16 protein-coding genes and 1 pseudogene are annotated in these 16,905 nt (G+C 55.1%); 12 read left to right on the forward strand and 5 right to left on the reverse strand.

From position 1 onward, the window contains the following. Window positions 1–137: 137 nt before the first annotated feature. Window positions 138–377: a hypothetical protein gene (locus tag ACT2B1_RS21300; RefSeq protein WP_481669130.1), complete on the reverse strand. Its 240-nt coding sequence runs from the start codon at window positions 375–377 to the stop codon at window positions 138–140. A gap of 84 nt (window positions 378–461) precedes the next feature. Here ACT2B1_RS21300 and ACT2B1_RS21305 point away from each other — a divergent pair. Then, window positions 462–1,588 (forward strand): IS3 family transposase gene (locus tag ACT2B1_RS21305; RefSeq protein ID WP_481667660.1). Its coding sequence is split into 2 segments (ribosomal slippage): window positions 462–726 and window positions 726–1,588, totalling 1,128 coding nucleotides; the frame shifts between segments, so codons are not numbered across the junction. 31 nt (window positions 1,589–1,619) lie between these two features. Here the strand turns inward: ACT2B1_RS21305 and ACT2B1_RS21310 are convergent. Next, on the reverse strand, window positions 1,620–2,255 hold the full coding sequence (locus ACT2B1_RS21310; RefSeq protein WP_481669131.1) for a DUF4956 domain-containing protein: 636 nt from the start codon (window positions 2,253–2,255) through the stop codon (window positions 1,620–1,622). A gap of 182 nt (window positions 2,256–2,437) precedes the next feature. Between ACT2B1_RS21310 and ACT2B1_RS21315 the strand changes: the two genes are divergently transcribed. From ACT2B1_RS21315 to ACT2B1_RS21335, 5 genes and pseudogenes are all read left to right on the forward strand, one after another. Continuing rightward, complete coding sequence (locus tag ACT2B1_RS21315) at window positions 2,438–3,370, forward strand: SdiA-regulated domain-containing protein (RefSeq protein WP_481669132.1); 933 nt, start codon at window positions 2,438–2,440, stop codon at window positions 3,368–3,370. Between the two features lie 232 nt (window positions 3,371–3,602). Continuing rightward, window positions 3,603–4,235 (forward strand): tyrosine-type recombinase/integrase, encoded by a 633-nt coding sequence (locus ACT2B1_RS21320; RefSeq protein ID WP_481669133.1) that lies wholly within the window; start codon window positions 3,603–3,605, stop codon window positions 4,233–4,235. Window positions 4,236–4,380: 145 nt separating this feature from the next. Next, window positions 4,381–5,097 (forward strand): annotated as a pseudogene (locus ACT2B1_RS21325) (extracellular solute-binding protein); the annotation flags it as partial. 135 nt (window positions 5,098–5,232) lie between these two features. Then, window positions 5,233–6,363 carry a putative 2-aminoethylphosphonate ABC transporter ATP-binding protein gene (locus ACT2B1_RS21330; RefSeq protein WP_371808269.1) on the forward strand — a complete coding sequence of 377 codons (1,131 nt, stop codon included), beginning with the start codon at window positions 5,233–5,235 and terminating at the stop codon, window positions 6,361–6,363. Then, on the forward strand, window positions 6,363–8,372 hold the full coding sequence (locus tag ACT2B1_RS21335; protein ID WP_481669134.1) for a putative 2-aminoethylphosphonate ABC transporter permease subunit: 2,010 nt from the start codon (window positions 6,363–6,365) through the stop codon (window positions 8,370–8,372). The genes ACT2B1_RS21330 and ACT2B1_RS21335 overlap by 1 nt, the downstream gene beginning before the upstream one ends. A gap of 33 nt (window positions 8,373–8,405) precedes the next feature. Here the strand turns inward: ACT2B1_RS21335 and ACT2B1_RS21340 are convergent, their stop codons facing one another. Continuing rightward, on the reverse strand, window positions 8,406–9,296 hold the full coding sequence (locus ACT2B1_RS21340; protein WP_171126969.1) for a LysR substrate-binding domain-containing protein: 891 nt from the start codon (window positions 9,294–9,296) through the stop codon (window positions 8,406–8,408). A gap of 116 nt (window positions 9,297–9,412) precedes the next feature. On the opposite strand from ACT2B1_RS21340, the gene ACT2B1_RS21345 reads away from it, so the two are divergent. The 6 genes from ACT2B1_RS21345 (at window position 9,413) to ACT2B1_RS21370 (ending at window position 15,619) form a co-directional block, all read left to right on the forward strand. Further along, the gene (locus tag ACT2B1_RS21345) at window positions 9,413–10,600 is read left to right on the forward strand and encodes a 2-aminoethylphosphonate--pyruvate transaminase (protein ID WP_481669135.1); all 1,188 of its coding nucleotides are present in this window, start codon (window positions 9,413–9,415) and stop codon (window positions 10,598–10,600) included. A gap of 19 nt (window positions 10,601–10,619) precedes the next feature. Next, window positions 10,620–11,867 (forward strand): phosphonoacetate hydrolase, encoded by a 1,248-nt coding sequence (gene phnA, locus ACT2B1_RS21350; RefSeq protein WP_481669136.1) that lies wholly within the window; start codon window positions 10,620–10,622, stop codon window positions 11,865–11,867. An 18-nt stretch (window positions 11,868–11,885) separates the two neighbouring features. Next, a complete protein-coding gene (phnY, locus tag ACT2B1_RS21355) occupies window positions 11,886–13,328 on the forward strand; it encodes a phosphonoacetaldehyde dehydrogenase (RefSeq protein ID WP_254449275.1) in 1,443 nt (480 codons plus the stop codon). A 99-nt stretch (window positions 13,329–13,427) separates the two neighbouring features. After that, window positions 13,428–14,783: a (R)-1-hydroxy-2-aminoethylphosphonate ammonia-lyase gene (gene pbfA / locus ACT2B1_RS21360; protein WP_481669137.1), complete on the forward strand. Its 1,356-nt coding sequence runs from the start codon at window positions 13,428–13,430 to the stop codon at window positions 14,781–14,783. Further along, complete coding sequence (locus tag ACT2B1_RS21365) at window positions 14,780–14,938, forward strand: hypothetical protein (protein ID WP_481669138.1); 159 nt, start codon at window positions 14,780–14,782, stop codon at window positions 14,936–14,938. The genes pbfA and ACT2B1_RS21365 overlap by 4 nt, the downstream gene beginning before the upstream one ends. A 66-nt stretch (window positions 14,939–15,004) precedes the next feature. Further along, window positions 15,005–15,619 (forward strand): EamA family transporter, encoded by a 615-nt coding sequence (locus ACT2B1_RS21370; RefSeq protein ID WP_481669139.1) that lies wholly within the window; start codon window positions 15,005–15,007, stop codon window positions 15,617–15,619. Here the strand turns inward: ACT2B1_RS21370 and ACT2B1_RS21375 are convergent. Continuing rightward, window positions 15,576–15,809, reverse strand: a complete 234-nt coding sequence (locus ACT2B1_RS21375) for an HAD hydrolase-like protein (RefSeq protein WP_171124772.1) — start codon at window positions 15,807–15,809, stop codon at window positions 15,576–15,578. The genes ACT2B1_RS21370 and ACT2B1_RS21375 overlap by 44 nt on opposite strands. Before the next feature lie 362 nt (window positions 15,810–16,171). Further along, window positions 16,172–16,507: a hypothetical protein gene (locus ACT2B1_RS21380; protein ID WP_481669140.1), complete on the reverse strand. Its 336-nt coding sequence runs from the start codon at window positions 16,505–16,507 to the stop codon at window positions 16,172–16,174. Window positions 16,508–16,905 lie beyond the last annotated feature (398 nt).

A 16,905-nucleotide genomic window follows, 5' to 3' on the forward strand; every position in this document is an offset into this window, starting at 1 on the left:
CGGCAAAAGCTGAAACCCGAAGGTCGGCCTTGGGCCGTTTTCATACATCCCAACAAGCTGACTTATCGGCAGCTTTGTCCGCAGAGCGGACATTAATGTCATAGTGTTTGTGCTCCGTATGGTGGGGAACTCGTACTTCAGTCCAAGTGTTTGAAAGCAAAAATCTCTACGGCTTCTTCAAACCCACGCATGGTTTGCGACCCAAGTGCAAGAGGCGTTTCGGATACAAGCTTTTCAAAATCACTCGTTGCCAGCAAAGGCGCATCAAGCGACCGAGTTAAGTTTTCCAATCTGCTGACCAAAGCAACTGACGTACCTGTCACCGTGAAGTCCAATCGTTTTTCGGTTCCCACGTTGCCATAGATCGCTGAACCCATGTGTAGGCCAATTCCAAAATCGGTTTAGTGAGCCTCCCCCACTGAACTGGTCCACCGTTATGTTTAGGAAACGGAGGACCACGAATGGCAAACAAGAGACCAAAGCCCGAAGAGATTGTCTCGAAGTTACGGCAGGTTGAAGTTCTGATGGGGCAAGGCATGTCCCGTCTTGATGCGATCAGGCAGATCGGCGTTGTTGAACAAACCTATTACCGCTGGAGAAAGAAGTACGGTGGAATGGGTGTAGATCAGTTGAAAGAACTCAAGCGGCTTCAGAAAGAGAACGAGCGACTGAGACGCGCGGTTTCAGATCTGACGCTGGACAAACTGATCCTGACGGAAGCCGCAAAGGGAAACTACTGAGCCCCGCTCGTCGTCGTGCCTGCATCGATCATGTTCGTAGCCATCTGAACGTTTCCGAGAGACGCGCCTGCCGCGTGCTTGGACAACACCGGTCCACGCAACGGCGTGTCCCAGAAGGTCGCGCAGACGAAGACCGATTGGTGGCCGACATGATCGAGCTGACCCGTCAATACGGTCGATATGGCTATCGCAGGATCGCTGCACTGCTGAGAGAGGCTGGCTGGTCTGTCAGTGATGGGCGGATTGAACGGCTTTGGCGACGGGAGGGGCTGAAAGTGCCAGTGAAACAACCGAAGAAAGGACGGCTCTGGCTGAACGATGGGTCGTGTGTTCGGCTACGGCCAGAGTTTCGCAACCATGTTTGGTCGTATGACTTCGTCCATTGCCGAACCGATGATGGAAAAGCCTTCCGAACGCTGAACATCCTTGATGAATACAGTAGGGAATGCTTGGCAATCAGGGTCGAGCGGAAACTGAACTCGACCGATGTAATCGACGTTCTGACGGATCTGTTCATACTTCGCGGCGTGCCGAGTTTCATACGTTCTGACAATGGGCCGGAATTTGTCGCCCAGGCTGTCCGAGACTGGATTGCTGCCGTCGGCGCCAAGACGGCTTACATCGAACCCGGCAGCCCATGGGAGAACGGATATTGTGAAAGCTTCAATGGCCGGTTCAGGGATGAGCTACTCAACGGAGAGATCTTCTACAGCTTGCGCGAAGCACAAATCCTGATCGAACAATGGAGAAAACACTACAACACAAAACGACCCCACAGTGCTCTGGGTTACCGCCCGCCAGCGCCCGAAACCATCATCCCGATGGATCACTGGCCGATGATGCACTAACAATCAACTTGGACCAGTCAGTTGAGGCTGCTCAGTGTTTTCTGACCAGCTTCCATCCAGCGTTTGCGGCCATAGTTTCAATGGCGCCGCTGACATTCAACGAGTGCTCTTCGTCTGAGGCCTTGAGGGAAATCTCTACACCCTTGTTTCTTCCACCAAGCCAAATGAAACACCAACATACAACCGCCACCAGTGTGGCCATCAGCGGCAAGCCCAGACCGACCGCAAGACCAAGAACGGTCACGATTATCATTTCGACAGTGTCCACCGGATCATCGAGATTGGAGCGGAACCTGAGCAACGCGCCGATGCCAAAGATAACGAAACCGATCATTGAACCGTGCTGAACTACCAGAAACCCAACCGCCATGCCGACAAGCGCATAAAGGAAGAACAGTCGCGGCATGACGATATCGCTGACACTTCTACGGGCTTTACGTCTCACCGGATGATAGACGATCAAGCCAGCCAGAACGATCGTAACGATCACATCGAGAGTAAAGAAATACAGTTCCTGTTTGCCACGAAACTGCGTCCACCGGCGTTCGATAACGATTTCCGACCCCGAAGCCCCGGCCAGCATCGTCGCAGGGTCGACTTGTGACACCGCAGCACCTGGCAACAGCAGCATCAACAACACGGTCACAAATGTGAGGGTCGTATTCAACTTGTCTTCCTTCCTGCTCACGCCAAAGGCTTACGCTTCACAAAAGGCACATCGTGCCCTATTCAATTCAATCGCAACAGGCGGGATCAGGTAAAGAGATTACAGTGCATTCCTCGGACATCGTATCCGGATTGTGATACGAACGCTGATACAGGGATATGGTCCAAGCGCGAGAGAATCCAATGACAGAAAACAGAGTGTTTTCGTCAAAAGCTGAAATTTCACGGTGTTTCTGCAAACTTAGACGACTCGCTTTTGCGGCCAGCTTGGTTGCGGCAGCCTTCTTGCCTTGGACCGATTTTGCCTACGCCGAAAGTGCTGGTTTGGTTCTGGTCGATAAATTCAAGGTGGCAGACAATTCAGAGGGATTTTCAGAGCCTTCCGGTTTGGCAATGTCTAACGCTGAAGGTTTCTTGTGGTCTGTAAGTGACGCCGAACCTAAACTGCACCTACTCGGAGCCGACGGAGTATTAGGAAACTCTTTCAGGTTGCCAGCATTGGCAGGATCAGATTTGGAGGGTGTTGCACCTCGAAAGGATGGGTCTGTTTTGGTGCTTCAAGAAACTGACCGATCAATCCTAGTCGTTCACCCAACTGACCCCATTCAACTGACGACAATACCTCTCGCATCTCTTAAAGGTTACCCGACCGCCGCTGAATTACTCGTCGGCAATCCTTTGAACAAGGGACCTGAGGGCATCACCGTCGATCCGGACACCGGGCGAGTTTTCGTGGTTATCGAAGGACAGCCCCGGCTGTTGTTGGTATTGTCCTCAGAGCTAACTGAGATTGATGAAATCATCCCTTTGGATCGCGAATCTGGTTTTATGTCTGATCGCGTAAAGGACGATGAAATGGATGTAAGCGGTTTGGCTTGGTCAGCGACCTCAGGTCTACTTTGGATTCTGAGTGATAAAGGGCGTCAAATCTTCGTCTACAATCCAGAGTCCAAGTCCGCAAAGACTATCAGCTTGACGTTCATAGAAGATGGTAAACAAAAGGAAGTTAAACATCCCGAAGGGATCGCTCTCGATGAGACTAGGGGGCTTCTCTATATCCTGACAGACGATACCAAAAAATCGCGGCTCTATGTTTTTGAGCAACCGGAGTTGTGAGAACGGTCCCACTAGTTCTCTACTCTACGTGGTTGAAAAGCGGGGTTGTGTAAATGAGTGCCGCCTTATGTGCAACGCAGCACCTGGTAACTTTGGGCTCAAGGCGGTCATACGCTGCACTGCTAACGAACGTCGAGTACTCTGATGAAACCTGTCTTTAGCTCCCTGATAGATTCAGTTGGTCGACACGGTGTCGGTGCCTGGAGAGGGAGGGAAGGATGGAGGACAAACGATGTCCAGTATTAAACTTCCTGCCATCTCACCGAAGCGCCCGCCGTGGAACAAAGGTCGCCATATAGTCCAGAAACGCCCGCTTCTCGCGAAGCAGTTCTGGGCCATCCGCGCCCGGCTTGAACTCTCGGACAATCTCAGGGACTTGGCACTCTTCAATCTTGCGATCGATAGCAAGCTGCGAGGCTGCGATCTCGTTCGTTTGAACGTAGCCGATCTTGTTGCTGGTGATCGTGTCCGCGAACGCGTGACAGTTGTCCAGAGCAAAACAAAGCGGCCAGTCAAATTCGAGGTTTCGGAAAATACCCGCCAGTCCATCTGGACCTGGATATGTCGCCCGGAGATGCTCGGACGCAATTTCCTTTTCCCAAGCCGCTTCCACGAAAGGCGGCATATATCGACGCGACAGTACGCGCGTTTGGTCCGCAATTGGGTGTCGGCGATTGGTTTGGAGCCAAACGGTTACGGCACGCATTCGCTGAGACGCACAAAAGCGGCACTGATCTACCGGAAAACGGGCAATCTACGCGCGGTGCAGCTCTTGCTTGGCCATACCAAGGTTGACAGCACAGTTCGATATCTTGGCGTTGAATTGGAAGACGCGCTGAGTATCGCAGAAAAGATCGACGTGTGAAGATTAAACGGGCGGCAAGAGTCGCCCGTTTTTCGTGGCTGGCAATTGTCGCATGAGTGTCGACCATCCACCGGGCTTCTGAGCCGAAACGAGCGTCACCATCGTCGTCTATTGAGTTGAATCTCCCGCCCGGATCGCTGGGCTCAGGTCAGTAGAAAAGCTGGATCCCAAATTCGTCGACAGCGGCGATGTTCCCAGTTGGGTGGGTATGGACGCTTGGGTCGCCTCGGTCTGCTACAATACGGTCGAGGCCGAAAAGGCGGGCCTGACGCCGCCGACATCGTGGAAAGATCTGACCGACGCACAGTATCAGGGTCATGTCATCATGCCGAACCCGAACTCGTCTGGGACCGGATTCCTCGACGTTTCAAGCTGGTTGCAGTTGTTCGGTGAAGAAGGTGGCTGGGAATACATGGACGCGCTGCATGGGAACATTGCGCGTTATAACCACTCTGGTTCAAAGCCGTGCAAGCTGGCCGCCGCCGGTGAGATTCCGATCGGGATTTCGTTTGCGTTCCGCGGTGCCAAATCCAAGGCCGCGGGCGCGCCACTGGAAATCATCGTGCCAAGCGAAGGCGTTGGCTGGGATATGGAAGCGACCGCGATTGTTGCCGGGACGGCCAATCAGGAAGCAGCACAGAAACTTGTTGATTTCTCGGTCACCAAAGAAGCCAACGAAATGTACAACGTGGGCTATGCTGTTGTCGCAATGCCGGGCGTTGCCAAACCGGTTGAACACTTCCCCGACGGTTTGTTGGACGCGATGATCGAGAATGACTTTGAGTTCGCAGCCAATAATCGCGCCGCTATCCTGAAAGAATGGCAGTCGCGCTATGATGGTAAGTCCGAGCCCAAAGAATAACCACTCAAGCCGGAGGGGCTTAATGCCCCTCCGTCCGCTGGATACGCCTCCCCTAATAATTCATATGACCGACGCGGCGAATTTCTGGCCATTCTTGCGTCATGGCTGCTGCGCAAAGCTCAAGGACCACTCCCCGTGCTCAAGAAAACCTCTCCCGGTGATCTCTATCTGAGTATCCAAGACCTCTGGAAAGCGTTTGGCGAATTTCTGGCCCTCCGGGATATCTCGCTGGACATCAACGAAGGCGAATTCATCTGTTTTCTGGGCCCTTCCGGTTGCGGCAAGACAACCCTGCTGCGCGCGATCGCAGGTCTGGACCTGCAAACCAAGGGTACTGTGATGCAGGATGGCAAGGATGTCTCGAACCTGCCCCCGTCCGAGCGCGATTTTGGCATTGTGTTCCAGTCCTACGCGCTGTTTCCGAACCTGACGATCGAAAAGAACATTGCATTTGGGCTAGAAAACACTGGCCGCAGCAAATCAGAAATTGCAGTGCGCGTGGCTGAACTGCTGAACCTCGTGGGTCTGCCGGATCAGGGCAGCAAATACCCAGCCCAGCTTTCGGGTGGACAGCAACAGCGGATTGCGCTTGCGCGCGCCATTGCCACCAATCCTGGTCTGTTGCTGTTGGATGAGCCGCTGTCGGCGCTTGATGCCAAGGTCCGTGTACATTTGCGGCACGAGATCAAGGAACTGCAGCGTAAGCTGGGCGTGACCACCGTGATGGTGACACACGACCAGGAAGAGGCGCTGGCCATGGCTGACCGGATCGTTGTCATGAACCATGGCGTGATCGAGCAGGTTGGCACTCCGACCGAGATCTACCGCCACCCAGCCAACCTGTTCGTGGCCGATTTTATTGGTGAAATGAACCAGCTACCCGCCGTCGCGGGCGATGCCGAGACGTTGGAATTGGGCGGTTCAATACTGAAATGCGAGCCGCACAGCCTGCAGAAAGGCAACCGGATCGTCGCGGCCGTTCGCCCCGAGGATATCATTCCGCATGGCGAAGGCGCGCGTTCACCGGACGCGCCGGACGTCATCACAACGCCAGAAAATGCGTTTGAGGTGTTGATCACTGAAATGGAGTTCCTCGGTTCGTTCTGGCGCTGCCGCCTGTCGCATCAGACTTTCGGTGCGAAGGAGCTGATCGGTGACTTCTCGATCAATGCGGTCCGTCGTCTGGGTCTTGAAGCGGGCGAGCAGATGATGATCGAACTGCCCCGCAACCGTCTGATGGCCTTCACGCCGGCAGAGGAGGGCTGATGACTGACACCACCTCTCTCCCCGCTGGCCCGCTGATCAAGGGCAAGCTGAGCCGCGACGACCTCATCATGCGCGGTGGCATGATGGTCATCGCCCTGTACCTGGTCGTGACGCTGGCGTTTCCGCTTTGGGCGATGCTGTCCAAGTCGTTCTCGACCTATCGGATAGAGCTGTCGCAATACGAGTTTCAGGTAAGTGACGACAACGGTGTGTTCAGTGGAACCATCCTGAACGGCACCCAATTGAATACGGAAACCGGGGCCTATACCGATCAGGAACTTTCGACCGGCTCTGACGGGCGGCTGTCGGTTACGCTATTCTTCCCCGATTTCAGTTTCCGTAGCCCGGTGATGTATAAAATCCGAAACACGGTGCCCGATGGTCGGTTCCTGATCGGGTCGAACCTGCAGAAAGGCACAGACTGGGTCGAGCTTGATTCGAATACCTTCCGGCGCGTGCAACTGCGCCCGGTAAAAGCGACTGGTATAGAAAACTTCGCCAACTATTTCTCGACGCCGGCGTTGTTCAACTCGGTCAAGAACTCGATATGGATTGCGATCGTAAGCACGATCATAACCGTCACGCTGGCCTTTTGGTTTGCCTATGCGCTGAACCGCAGCTGTATGCGGTTCAAGGGCATGTTCCGGCTGGTCGCCATGGCTCCGATCCTTGTTCCCTCGCTGTTGCCTGGCATCGCACTGGTTTATCTGTTTGGCAATCAGGGGATGCTGAAAGAGCTGTTGTTTGGGGCAAGTATCTACGGCCCCATCGGCATCGTCATCGGCTCGGTCTTCTTCACTTTCCCACATGCTTTCCTGATCATATCGACGGCTTTGGCAATCTCAGACGCTCGACTATATGAGGCCGCGTCGAGTCTTCGCTCAACCCCTTGGCGTACCTTCTGGACCGTGACCATTCCGGGTGCGCGCTATGGCCTGATCTCGGCGGCTTTTGTTGTGTTCAACCTTGTGATCACCGACTTTGGCCTGCCGAAGGTAATCGGTGGTCAGTTCAACGTTCTGGCAGTGGATATCTACAAGCAGGTGATCGGCCAACAAAACTTTGAAATGGGCGCTGTCGTCTCGGTTGTTCTGGTGGTTCCGGCTATTCTGGCATTTGCCATCGACCGTCTGGTGCAGTCGAAACAGGTGGCGCTGCTGTCGGCGCGTTCGGTGCCGTATCGGCCGAAACCCAACCCGAAAACCGATCGCATCATGCTGATCTATTGCAGCATGGTTGCCCTGTTTATCGTTGGAATGCTGGCGGTTTGCCAATTCGCCGCGCTGATCAAGTTCTGGCCATATGACCTGAGCCTGAGCCTGAACAACTATCAGTTCGACAAGATGGATGGCGGTGGCTGGGGGTCGTACTTCAACTCGATCAAGATGGCGCTGTTGACGGCGGTGATCGGCACCTCGATCATTTTCTTCGGTGCTTATCTGGTGGAAAAGTCAAACGGCTTCAAAACCGGGCGGGCGCTGTTCCAGATGTTTGCCATGTTGCCGATGGCGATCCCCGGAATGGTGCTGGGTCTGGCTTATATCTTCTTCTTCAACAACCCCTCGAACCCGCTAAACGCGATCTACGGTACGATGGCCATCCTTGTAATCTGCTCGGTAACCCACTTTTATACCGTGTCGCACCTGACGGCGGTGACTGCTCTCAAGCAGATGGATACAGAGTTTGAATCTGTTTCGGCTTCGCTCAAGCAGCCAACTATGAAGCTGTTCGCGCGGGTGACGGTGCCGGTATGTCTGCCTGCGATCCTGGATATCTCGATCTATCTGTTCGTCAACGCGATGACGACGGTGTCGGCGGTGGTGTTCCTGTATTCGCCCAAGACGACGCTGGCCTCAATTGCGGTGCTGAATATGGATGATGCGGGAGATATCGCACCTGCTGCCGCAATGGGAATGATGATCTTCTACACCAACGCGGCGGCCCGAATCCTGCACCTGATTGCATCAAAAGGCATTCTGAGCCGCACTCAAGCCTGGCGCAGCCGCTGAGCCCGGGCCAGATTTTCCAACCTCCGGGGCTGCTTACACCGCTTCAGAGGTTGGCTTTGTCGCCTGTACGCGCTTGACGAAATCCATAAACGTGCGGATGACTTTGACCTCTTGGCGTTGTGAGAGGTAGATCATACTTTCACCCATACGCAGGTCCACGTCCTTGAGTTCAATCTGCCTGAGGCGATCATCGCGGCCAAATTCGGCTTGGGAGACAAATCCGATCCCGGCGCCAGATGCGACCAGTTCGCGTACCGCCTCGCGTCCTTCGGCCACAATAGCCGGATTTAGTTTCGTCTTTCTTCTTTCAGCTTCTTCTTCCAGTTTCTGGCGAGTTTTTGAGCCGCTTTCTCGAAACACCAATGGCAAAGTGTCCAGCTCGTTGAATCTTAAACTGGTCGTGGCCTTTGGTAACAATTCACGGTTAGCGAAGGCTATGATGCTCGACTCACCCAAATTCAAAAGCGTCATGTCATTGCCAGGAGAGGGGCTGCCGACGATACCGATTTCGGCGTTATAGGCCCTAAGCTCGTCCAGGACTTCGTTGGTGTTGCCAGATCTCACAGTAAGCTTGATCAAAGGAAATGCGGCCCGGAAAGGCCCAAGGAAATCGGTTAGATGGTGTGCCGAGTCCGCGATGATGCGAAGCTCGCCTTCTACAGCGGCCTTGGATTCAGACAGGTAATCTTCGATCTGAGTCTCAATCTCAAAGTACTGTTTGGTGTATCGGAACAAACGTTCGCCCTGAGGCGTTAGAAAAACGCGTTTGCGTTCACGTTGAAACAGCAACAGGTCGTGTTCCTGCTCCAACCTGCGTACCTGTTCCGAAACAGCCGGCTGGGTCAGAAACAGGACTTCGGCTGCACGGGAAAACCCACCGTGCAAGGCCACATAATGAAACGCTCTCAGCTGGCTATGTCGCATTTTTCCCTTCCTGATTTTCCATAAGTTCTACCTATGATCAGATTGATTTTAGCGATTTTACATATGGAAATTCGTGATGCAAATGTAGTCCTAAGATGACCTCCCGGAGCGCCAAAATGATCCAATCAGATCCAAAAATCCCGTCGCCGAAACTGGGCGAACCATTTCTTCTGACGCCAGGTCCATTGACGACATCTTATGCTGTAAAACAAGCGATGCTGCGCGATTGGGGGAGCTGGGATGATGATTTCCGCGCCATGACTCGTGACATGCGCACCCGGTTGCTTGCCTTGCTTGGCGAAGGCGGTGACGCCTATGATTGTGTGCCGATGCAAGGCAGTGGCAGTTTTTCCGTTGAGGCGATGTTGGCATCGTTCATCCCGCGGGAAAGCAAGACACTGGTTCTTGCGAACGGGGCTTATGGCCAGCGCTCGGCGCAGACGCTGGAATACCTCGGACGTGATCATCTGGTTCTAGACAAGGGCGATTACCTGCCTCCGCGCGGTTCGGAAGTGGCCGAAATCCTCGCCAACGATCCGGCTATCACCCACGTGGTCGCGATCCATTGCGAGACTTCCTCGGGCATTCTGAACCCGGTCGAAGAGATTTCCGAGGCGGTCTATGCGGCGGGCCGGAAGCTGCTGATCGATTCGATGTCTGCCTTTGGCGCTATTGAACTGAAGCCGTCAGAAATCCGGTATGAGGCGATGGTGTCCTCGGCTAACAAATGCATCGAAGGCGTGCCTGGCTTTGGCTTTATCATCGCCCGGAAGGATGAGTTGGAGGTCGCAAAGGGCAACAGCCACTCGCTGTCGCTGGATGTACATGCGCAATGGGCGCATATGGAAAAGACCGGCCAGTGGCGGTTTACTCCGCCGACCCACGTGGTTGCCGCCTTCCTCGAAGCACTTAGGGCGCACGAGGCCGAAGGTGGTGTTGCAGGACGCGGTGCGCGTTACGCGAAAAACCGCGACGTGATGGTTGCAGGTATGCGCGAGCTTGGGTTCGAGACGCTGCTTCAGAACCGCTGGCTAAGCCCGATCATTGTGACGTTTTTCTGCCCCGCGGACGAAAAGTTCGTGTTCTCGCGCTTCTACGATCTGATGAAGGACAAAGGCTTTATCATCTATCCGGGCAAGTTGACGGTTGTGGACAGTTTCCGCGTCGGCTGCATCGGGCAGATGGACGAGCAAGTTATGCGGCAGGTTGTTGCTGCTGCCAAGGAAACTCTGGCCGAGATGGGGGTCGCCAGCGCGGCTCCTCCGGCACTCGCACTTAAAGAACGCGCCAAGTTGGCTGCATAAGAAACAAGGACACCCCTAAATGACTATTCAAACCCCCGTGACGGCGAATGAGCGCGTTTACCCGGCCCCCAAAGTCCCTGCCATTGCCATCTGTCTGGACGGGTGCGAGCCGGAATATCTGGATGTAGCCATCGCCAAAGGGCTGATGCCGACGCTCAAGCGTATCCGTGAAACCGGCACCGACCGGCTGGCGCATTCGGTGATCCCGTCCTTCACCAACCCCAACAACCTGTCGATCGCCACCGGTTGCCCGCCCATCGTGCATGGGATTTGCGGCAACTTCCTTTATGACCCGGAAACTGGTGAAGAGGTGATGATGAACGATGTGCGCTTCTTGCGTGCGCCAACCATCTTCTCGCAGTTTTATGAGGCGGGTTATCGCGTCGCAATGGTCACCGCCAAGGACAAGCTGCGCGCGCTGCTGGGGGCTGGCCTGAAGTTTGACGAAGACCGCGCTGTTGCCTTCTCGGCTGAACGCTCGGGTGAGACCACCAATGCAGAACACGGCATCGACAATGCCAGCGCTTGGCTGGGGATGCCGGTTCCGGAAGTGTATTCCGCCGAGTTGTCGGAATTTGTCTTTGCCGCCGGTGTGAAGCTGCTCAAAGAGATGCGCCCGGACGTGATGTACCTGTCGACCACCGACTATGTGCAGCACAAGTTCGCCCCGGAAGAGCAGGGTGCGCTGGATTTCTACGCCATGTTTGACAAGTATCTGGCGCAGTTGGACGAAATGGGTGCCGCCATTGTTGTAACCGCCGACCACGGCATGAAGGCCAAGCACGAACCGACCTCGAAAGAGCCGTCGGTCATCTATATGCAGGACGTGTTTGACGACTGGCTGGGTGAGGGCAAGGCCCGTGTAATCCTGCCGATCACCGATCCGTATGTGGTCCATCACGGTGCGTTGGGATCGTTTGCCACGGTCTACCTGCCCGAAGGTGCCGACCGTGCAGAGGTCAAGGCCAACGTGGCTGCTCTTCCTGAGATGATGGAAGTACTGACCAAGGAAGAGGCGGTTGCCAAATACGAACTGCCCGCCGACCGCATCGGGGATCTGACTATGGTCTGCACCGGAGGGATGACCATCGGCACCTCGGCGGACCGGCACGATCTGGCGGCCCTGGGCGAGCCGCTGCGCAGTCATGGTGGCTTGACCGAGCAGGAAGTGCCCTTCATCGTCAATCGCGTGATTGATCTAGGCAACGCGCCCGATCTGCGCAACTTTGATGCGTTTTTCTACGCCACGACAGCGGCGGCCCAGTAAGCCATGAAAGATCAACCGATGACCGAGATCAGAAATGAGGGGATGCGCATCGGCGGCGAGATCGTCTTTACCGACGAGACGGTGCCCGTTCTCTATCCTTACACCAACGAAGTGATCGGCCATGTCCCTGCGGGCAAGGCCGAGCACGCCCGCAAGGCGTTCGAGATTGCGGCGAATTACGAATCCAAGCTCACCCGGTACGAACGCAGTCAGATCCTGCAACGCGCCGGAGAGTTGATCGGCGAACGGCGCGAATACCTCGCCAAATGGCTGGTGCTGGAGTTGGGCATTTGCCACCAGCACGCGATCTACGAGACCAAACGCGCGCAGGATGTCTATCAGTTCGCCGCCGCCGAGGCGCTGAAGGATGATGGCGAGATCTTCTCGTGCGACCTGACCCACAATGGCAAGGATCGCAAGATCTTCACTACCCGCGAACCCGTAGGCGCGATCAGTGCGATCACGCCCTTTAACCACCCGCTGAATATGGTCAGTCACAAGATCGCGCCATCGATTGCCACCAACAACTGTATGGTCTGCAAACCGACTGAACTGACGCCGATGACCTGTCTGACATTGGCTGACATCTTGTATGAGGCCGGTCTGCCGCCCGAGATGTTCCAGGTGGTCACCGGCTGGCCGCAGGATATCGGTGACGAGATGATCACCAATGACAAGATCGACATCATCACCTTCACCGGCGGGGTTCCGGTCGGCAAGATGATCGCGGCCAAGGCGGTCTACAAACGCCAGGCGCTGGAATTGGGGGGTAATGATCCCCTGATCGTGCTGAACGATTTGACCGATGCCGATCTGGACAAGGCCGCGACCATTGCCGTGGCCGGTGCCACCGGCAATTCGGGCCAGCGCTGCACCGCGATCAAGCGCATTCTGGTTCAGGACAGTGTGGCGGACAAGTTTGTTCCGCTGGTGTTGGAAAAGGCCAAGAAGATCAAGTTCGGCGACCCCCAGGACCCCGAGACTGAGCTGGGCTGCGTGATCCATGACAAGGCGGCGGAACTGTTTGAGAACCGCGTCTACATGGCCGAAAAAGAGGGTGCTGAAATCCTTTATCACCCCGGTCGTCAGGGCGCGCTGCTGCCGCCCATCGTGGTCGATAAAGTGCCCCATGACAGCGAGCTGGTGATGGAGGAAACCTTCGGCCCCATCATTCCCATCGTCCGCGTACCCGACGATGATGATCAGGTGATGGCGATCTCGAACTCGACCGAGTTCGGCTTGTCGTCTGGCGTCTGCACCAACGACCTGAACCGTGCGATTGCCTATATCAACGGCCTCGACGTTGGCACCTGCAATATCTGGGAACAACCCGGCTACCGCATCGAAATGTCCCCCTTCGGCGGCATTAAGGACAGCGGCAACGGCGTGAAAGAAGGCGTGATCGAAGCGATGAAGTTCTTCACCAACGTCAAAACCTATTCGCTGCCGTGGCCAAGGTGAGGGAATAAGAGAAACCAGAATTTCTCCCCAGCTCGCGGGGCCCCAAACGGGGCCTCGCGCATTTGACTTCACCGGATGCGAGCCAGAATCGAGGACCATATGTCAGTCAGCATTACCCACACTGAAGGTGAGTCCAACACCTCGGATGCGCGTAGGTCTTGGTTAAAGTCGTCGATTGGCCCTCGGTCCGCGCCGTTGCTGAAACGGGACTCGGATGCGTTTTTGCATCAAAGTCTGTCCAGCCCCTGCGTTGGCACCATCGCCAAGGCAGAAGGTATCTGGATCGAAGATTTGGATGGCCGCCGGTACATGGATTTCCATGGCAACTCGGTCCATCACATCGGCTATGGTCATCCGCGTCTGATCAAGGCGATCAAGGCACAGTTGGATGACCTGCCCTTTGCCCCGCGTCGCTTTACCAATGATCCTGCGGTGGAACTGGCTGAGAAGCTGGCCGAGATCGCGCCCAGTGATCTGGGCAAAACCCTGTTCACAACCGGCGGATCGGACGCCAATGAGGTGGCGCTGAAAATCGCGCGTGCTGCGACGGGCCGGTTCAAGACCGTCAGCTTTTGGGATGCTTTTCACGGCGCAGGTTTTGGTGCGGCTTCAGTCGGCGGAGAGGCCACGTTTCGCAGCCATATCGCAGGCCCTCTGATGCCGGGGGCCGAGCACGTCGCACCCTTCGCCTGCTATCGCTGTCCGTATAACCACGCCGGGCCTGAAACCTGCGGTCTGGCCTGTGCCAAGATGGTTGAATTCGCCTTGGAACGCGAAGGCGATGTTGCCGCCGTGATCGCGGAACCCATGCGTGCGGTGCCTTATGTGCCCCCGGCGGGATTCTGGAAATCGGTGCGCGAGGCCTGCAATCGGCATGGCGCGTTGCTGATCATGGATGAGATTCCGACTGGCCTGGGCAAGACCGGTAAGATGTTCGCCTTCGAACATGATGAGATCGTGCCCGACATCGTGACCCTTGGCAAAGCCCTTGGCGGAGGCATCTTGCCCATTGCCGCCTGCATCGCCCGCCGCGATCTGGACGTGTGCGGAGATTTTGCGATCGGGCATTACACGCATGAAAAAAACCAGGTCACGGCGCGCGCCGCTTTGACCACGATCCAGATCATAGAAGATGAAGGTCTAGTCGACCGGTCCTCCGAACTGGGGGCCCACGCGATGGGGCGGCTGGAATCCGAACTGGCTCAGGTTGAGATCGTAGGGGATATCCGGGGCCGTGGCCTGATGTTCGGGGTCGAGATCGTCAAAAGCCGCAGCACCCGCGAGGCAGACGATGCCAGTGCCGAACGCATCTATTATGATTGTCTGAACGGCGGTGTAAGCTTCAAGATCAGTCAAGGCTGCGTGCTGACGCTTTCTCCGCCGCTGACCATTTCGCGGGATGATCTGGATCGCGCGCTGGATACCGTCATTGCGGCGATAAAGGCGCAAGCTTGACTCTCTCGATTGTGCTGATCGTTTTGACTGCGGCAATTCTTCACGCGTCCTGGAACGCAATCGTCAAAGGCGCACCTGACAAAGCCATCGTTCTGGGGTTGGTGTCGCTGGGTCACGCTATTCCGGCATTGTTTGCACTGCCTTTTCTGGGCTAGCCGGTCTGGGCAGCGGTTCCGTTTATCGTCGCCTCAACCCTTATCCACTGGGGGTATTATTGGTTTTTGAACGCCGCCTACAAGCATGGCGACTTGTCGGTGGTCTATCCGATCTCACGCGGAATAACACCGATCCTGGTTGCACTGGGCGCGATCTTTTTCGCAAATGAGTTTCTTTCGATCGGGGCGTGGATCGGGATTCTTTGTATTTCTGTGGGTATTGGATTTCTGGCTCTTGCCGGATTGGGTAAACACACCAATTGGATCGCAATAGCGGCAGCGCTCGGCACCGGGCTGATGATTGCGTCTTATTCAATTGTTGATGGAATAGGCATAAGATTGTCCGAAAACACGCTGGGCTATATCGCGTTACTGTTTGTTGCAGAAATATTCGTTGCCTTCTTTGTCTTTACGACTCGTTGGCAAAGACTTGTAGCCATGCCCAGAAACTTCGTTTGGGCTGGTCTCACTGGCGGGGTAATATCGGGGCTGGCGTATGGTCTTGTATTATATGCCAAGACGTTTGCACCTTTGGGCATGGTTTCCGCACTGCGCGAGAGTTCTGTAGTCTTCGCCGCCATAATCGGCGTTATGTGGTTTGGCGAAGGGCCTAAATCCAATCGACTTTTTGCGGCGATCACCGTTGCCATTGGAATTGTCGTATTGGCGTTTTCGCGGTGACTGGCCCGGCTGCTTGCGCCGATGCGACGTCAGTCGACATTTGATAGCCAATCGTAATAGTAGACTGCTTTTCAGTTCCCAGGGTTTCCAGCGCGCAATTGAGTAAGAAAGGCTCGGGTTTTTCAACTTTGATTGGTGATACACCAGAGGCCGTTTCAATTGCCTGTAACAATGAAACTGTGCCGGGCACAACTCCGGTTTCCTATGGAGCCATCGTGTCCGGATTGGTGCCGATAAAGAGTGCGCCTCGTAAAGTAGCGGATTGCGCCCTGGACACTTTTCATAGCTGAAACCAGGATCAATTCGCGCGAGAAAGGCAGAAACATCTTCGTCAGAAACAACGAAGCCTTGATCCCGAACCCAATTGGCGAGATTGGCAGACCCCAAAACCACTACCAGCGCGTTTGGTTCCAGAAGTTGCGCCAACTTCTCGGCTGCAACGATCGTGGTTGTATGGATTCCTGCTGGGCTGGTTGCTATCCCGAGCCGGTTATCTTCGTCTTGGCAGCCATATGGGGACTTCCGTATCTCGGGGCTGTACTGGAAAAGAGGTCACTTTTTCATAACCAGCGCATAGATCGAGACAGCGATCGTGATCGTAAGACCATAGATCAGTTGGGTATAGAAGCCCTGCACGCGCATTGCGACGATACCGGCCTCAAGCGATCCGATGATCAGGATGCCTACGAAGGTGCCATACATCGAACCACGCCCGCCAAAGACCGACGTGCCTCCGATAAACACCGCCGCCAACGCGGGCAACAGGAAGCCGTCGCCGGTGGGCCAGAAATAGGTGACTTCGGACTGCAGGAAGACTGCGGACAGGCCCGACATCGCATCCAGTGTGCTCTGAGGCCATGACAGCTCCGTTATACACCACAAACGCAAAGGTTCCTCCTTCTGGACCTCCGGGAAAGAAAACGAAATTCAATCCCTCACATTCTTCAGCGGCAGAGGAAGACGTCGCCGCAAGAGTCGCCAGTGTTAGTCCGAAAGCCGACGCCAATAATCTGTTCATAGTTATCCTCCCAAATACCTCGTGCGGCACTTTTGGCGCAGATCCAACTGCGCGTCGCCGAGCGATATTCGACCGAGCGTGCAAAAAAGGGATTGGCGGGTTAAAGGATATTTGAATTTAGTACGTCTTATGAAATATTTTTCATTAGAGCATTGTTGATCCCTGACGTTTTACGTGGGTTGGAGCCAGCCTTAATTGTGACGGCACTCCTATAAACAATGTATGAAAAAAATTTCATCAGTACCAAAAATTTTCACAAAGCTGTTGA

This window comes from Ruegeria sp. S263 (assembly GCF_056780525.1).

What these genes read in the sequence shown, in the direction of transcription:
- ACT2B1_RS21315 (WP_481669132.1), top strand. Translation starts at nt 2,438, where the DNA reads ATGACAGAAAACAGAGTGTTTTCGTCAAAAGCTGAAATTTCACGGTGT.
- ACT2B1_RS21345 (WP_481669135.1), top strand. Translation starts at nt 9,413, where the DNA reads ATGATCCAATCAGATCCAAAAATCCCGTCGCCGAAACTGGGCGAACCA.
- pbfA (WP_481669137.1), top strand. Translation starts at nt 13,428, where the DNA reads ATGTCAGTCAGCATTACCCACACTGAAGGTGAGTCCAACACCTCGGAT.
- ACT2B1_RS21320 (WP_481669133.1), top strand. Translation starts at nt 3,603, where the DNA reads ATGTCCAGTATTAAACTTCCTGCCATCTCACCGAAGCGCCCGCCGTGG.
- phnA (WP_481669136.1), top strand. Translation starts at nt 10,620, where the DNA reads ATGACTATTCAAACCCCCGTGACGGCGAATGAGCGCGTTTACCCGGCC.
- ACT2B1_RS21340 (WP_171126969.1), bottom strand. Translation starts at nt 9,296, where the DNA reads ATGCGACATAGCCAGCTGAGAGCGTTTCATTATGTGGCCTTGCACGGT.
- ACT2B1_RS21300 (WP_481669130.1), bottom strand. Translation starts at nt 377, where the DNA reads ATGGGTTCAGCGATCTATGGCAACGTGGGAACCGAAAAACGATTGGAC.
- ACT2B1_RS21335 (WP_481669134.1), top strand. Translation starts at nt 6,363, where the DNA reads ATGACTGACACCACCTCTCTCCCCGCTGGCCCGCTGATCAAGGGCAAG.
- phnY (WP_254449275.1), top strand. Translation starts at nt 11,886, where the DNA reads ATGACCGAGATCAGAAATGAGGGGATGCGCATCGGCGGCGAGATCGTC.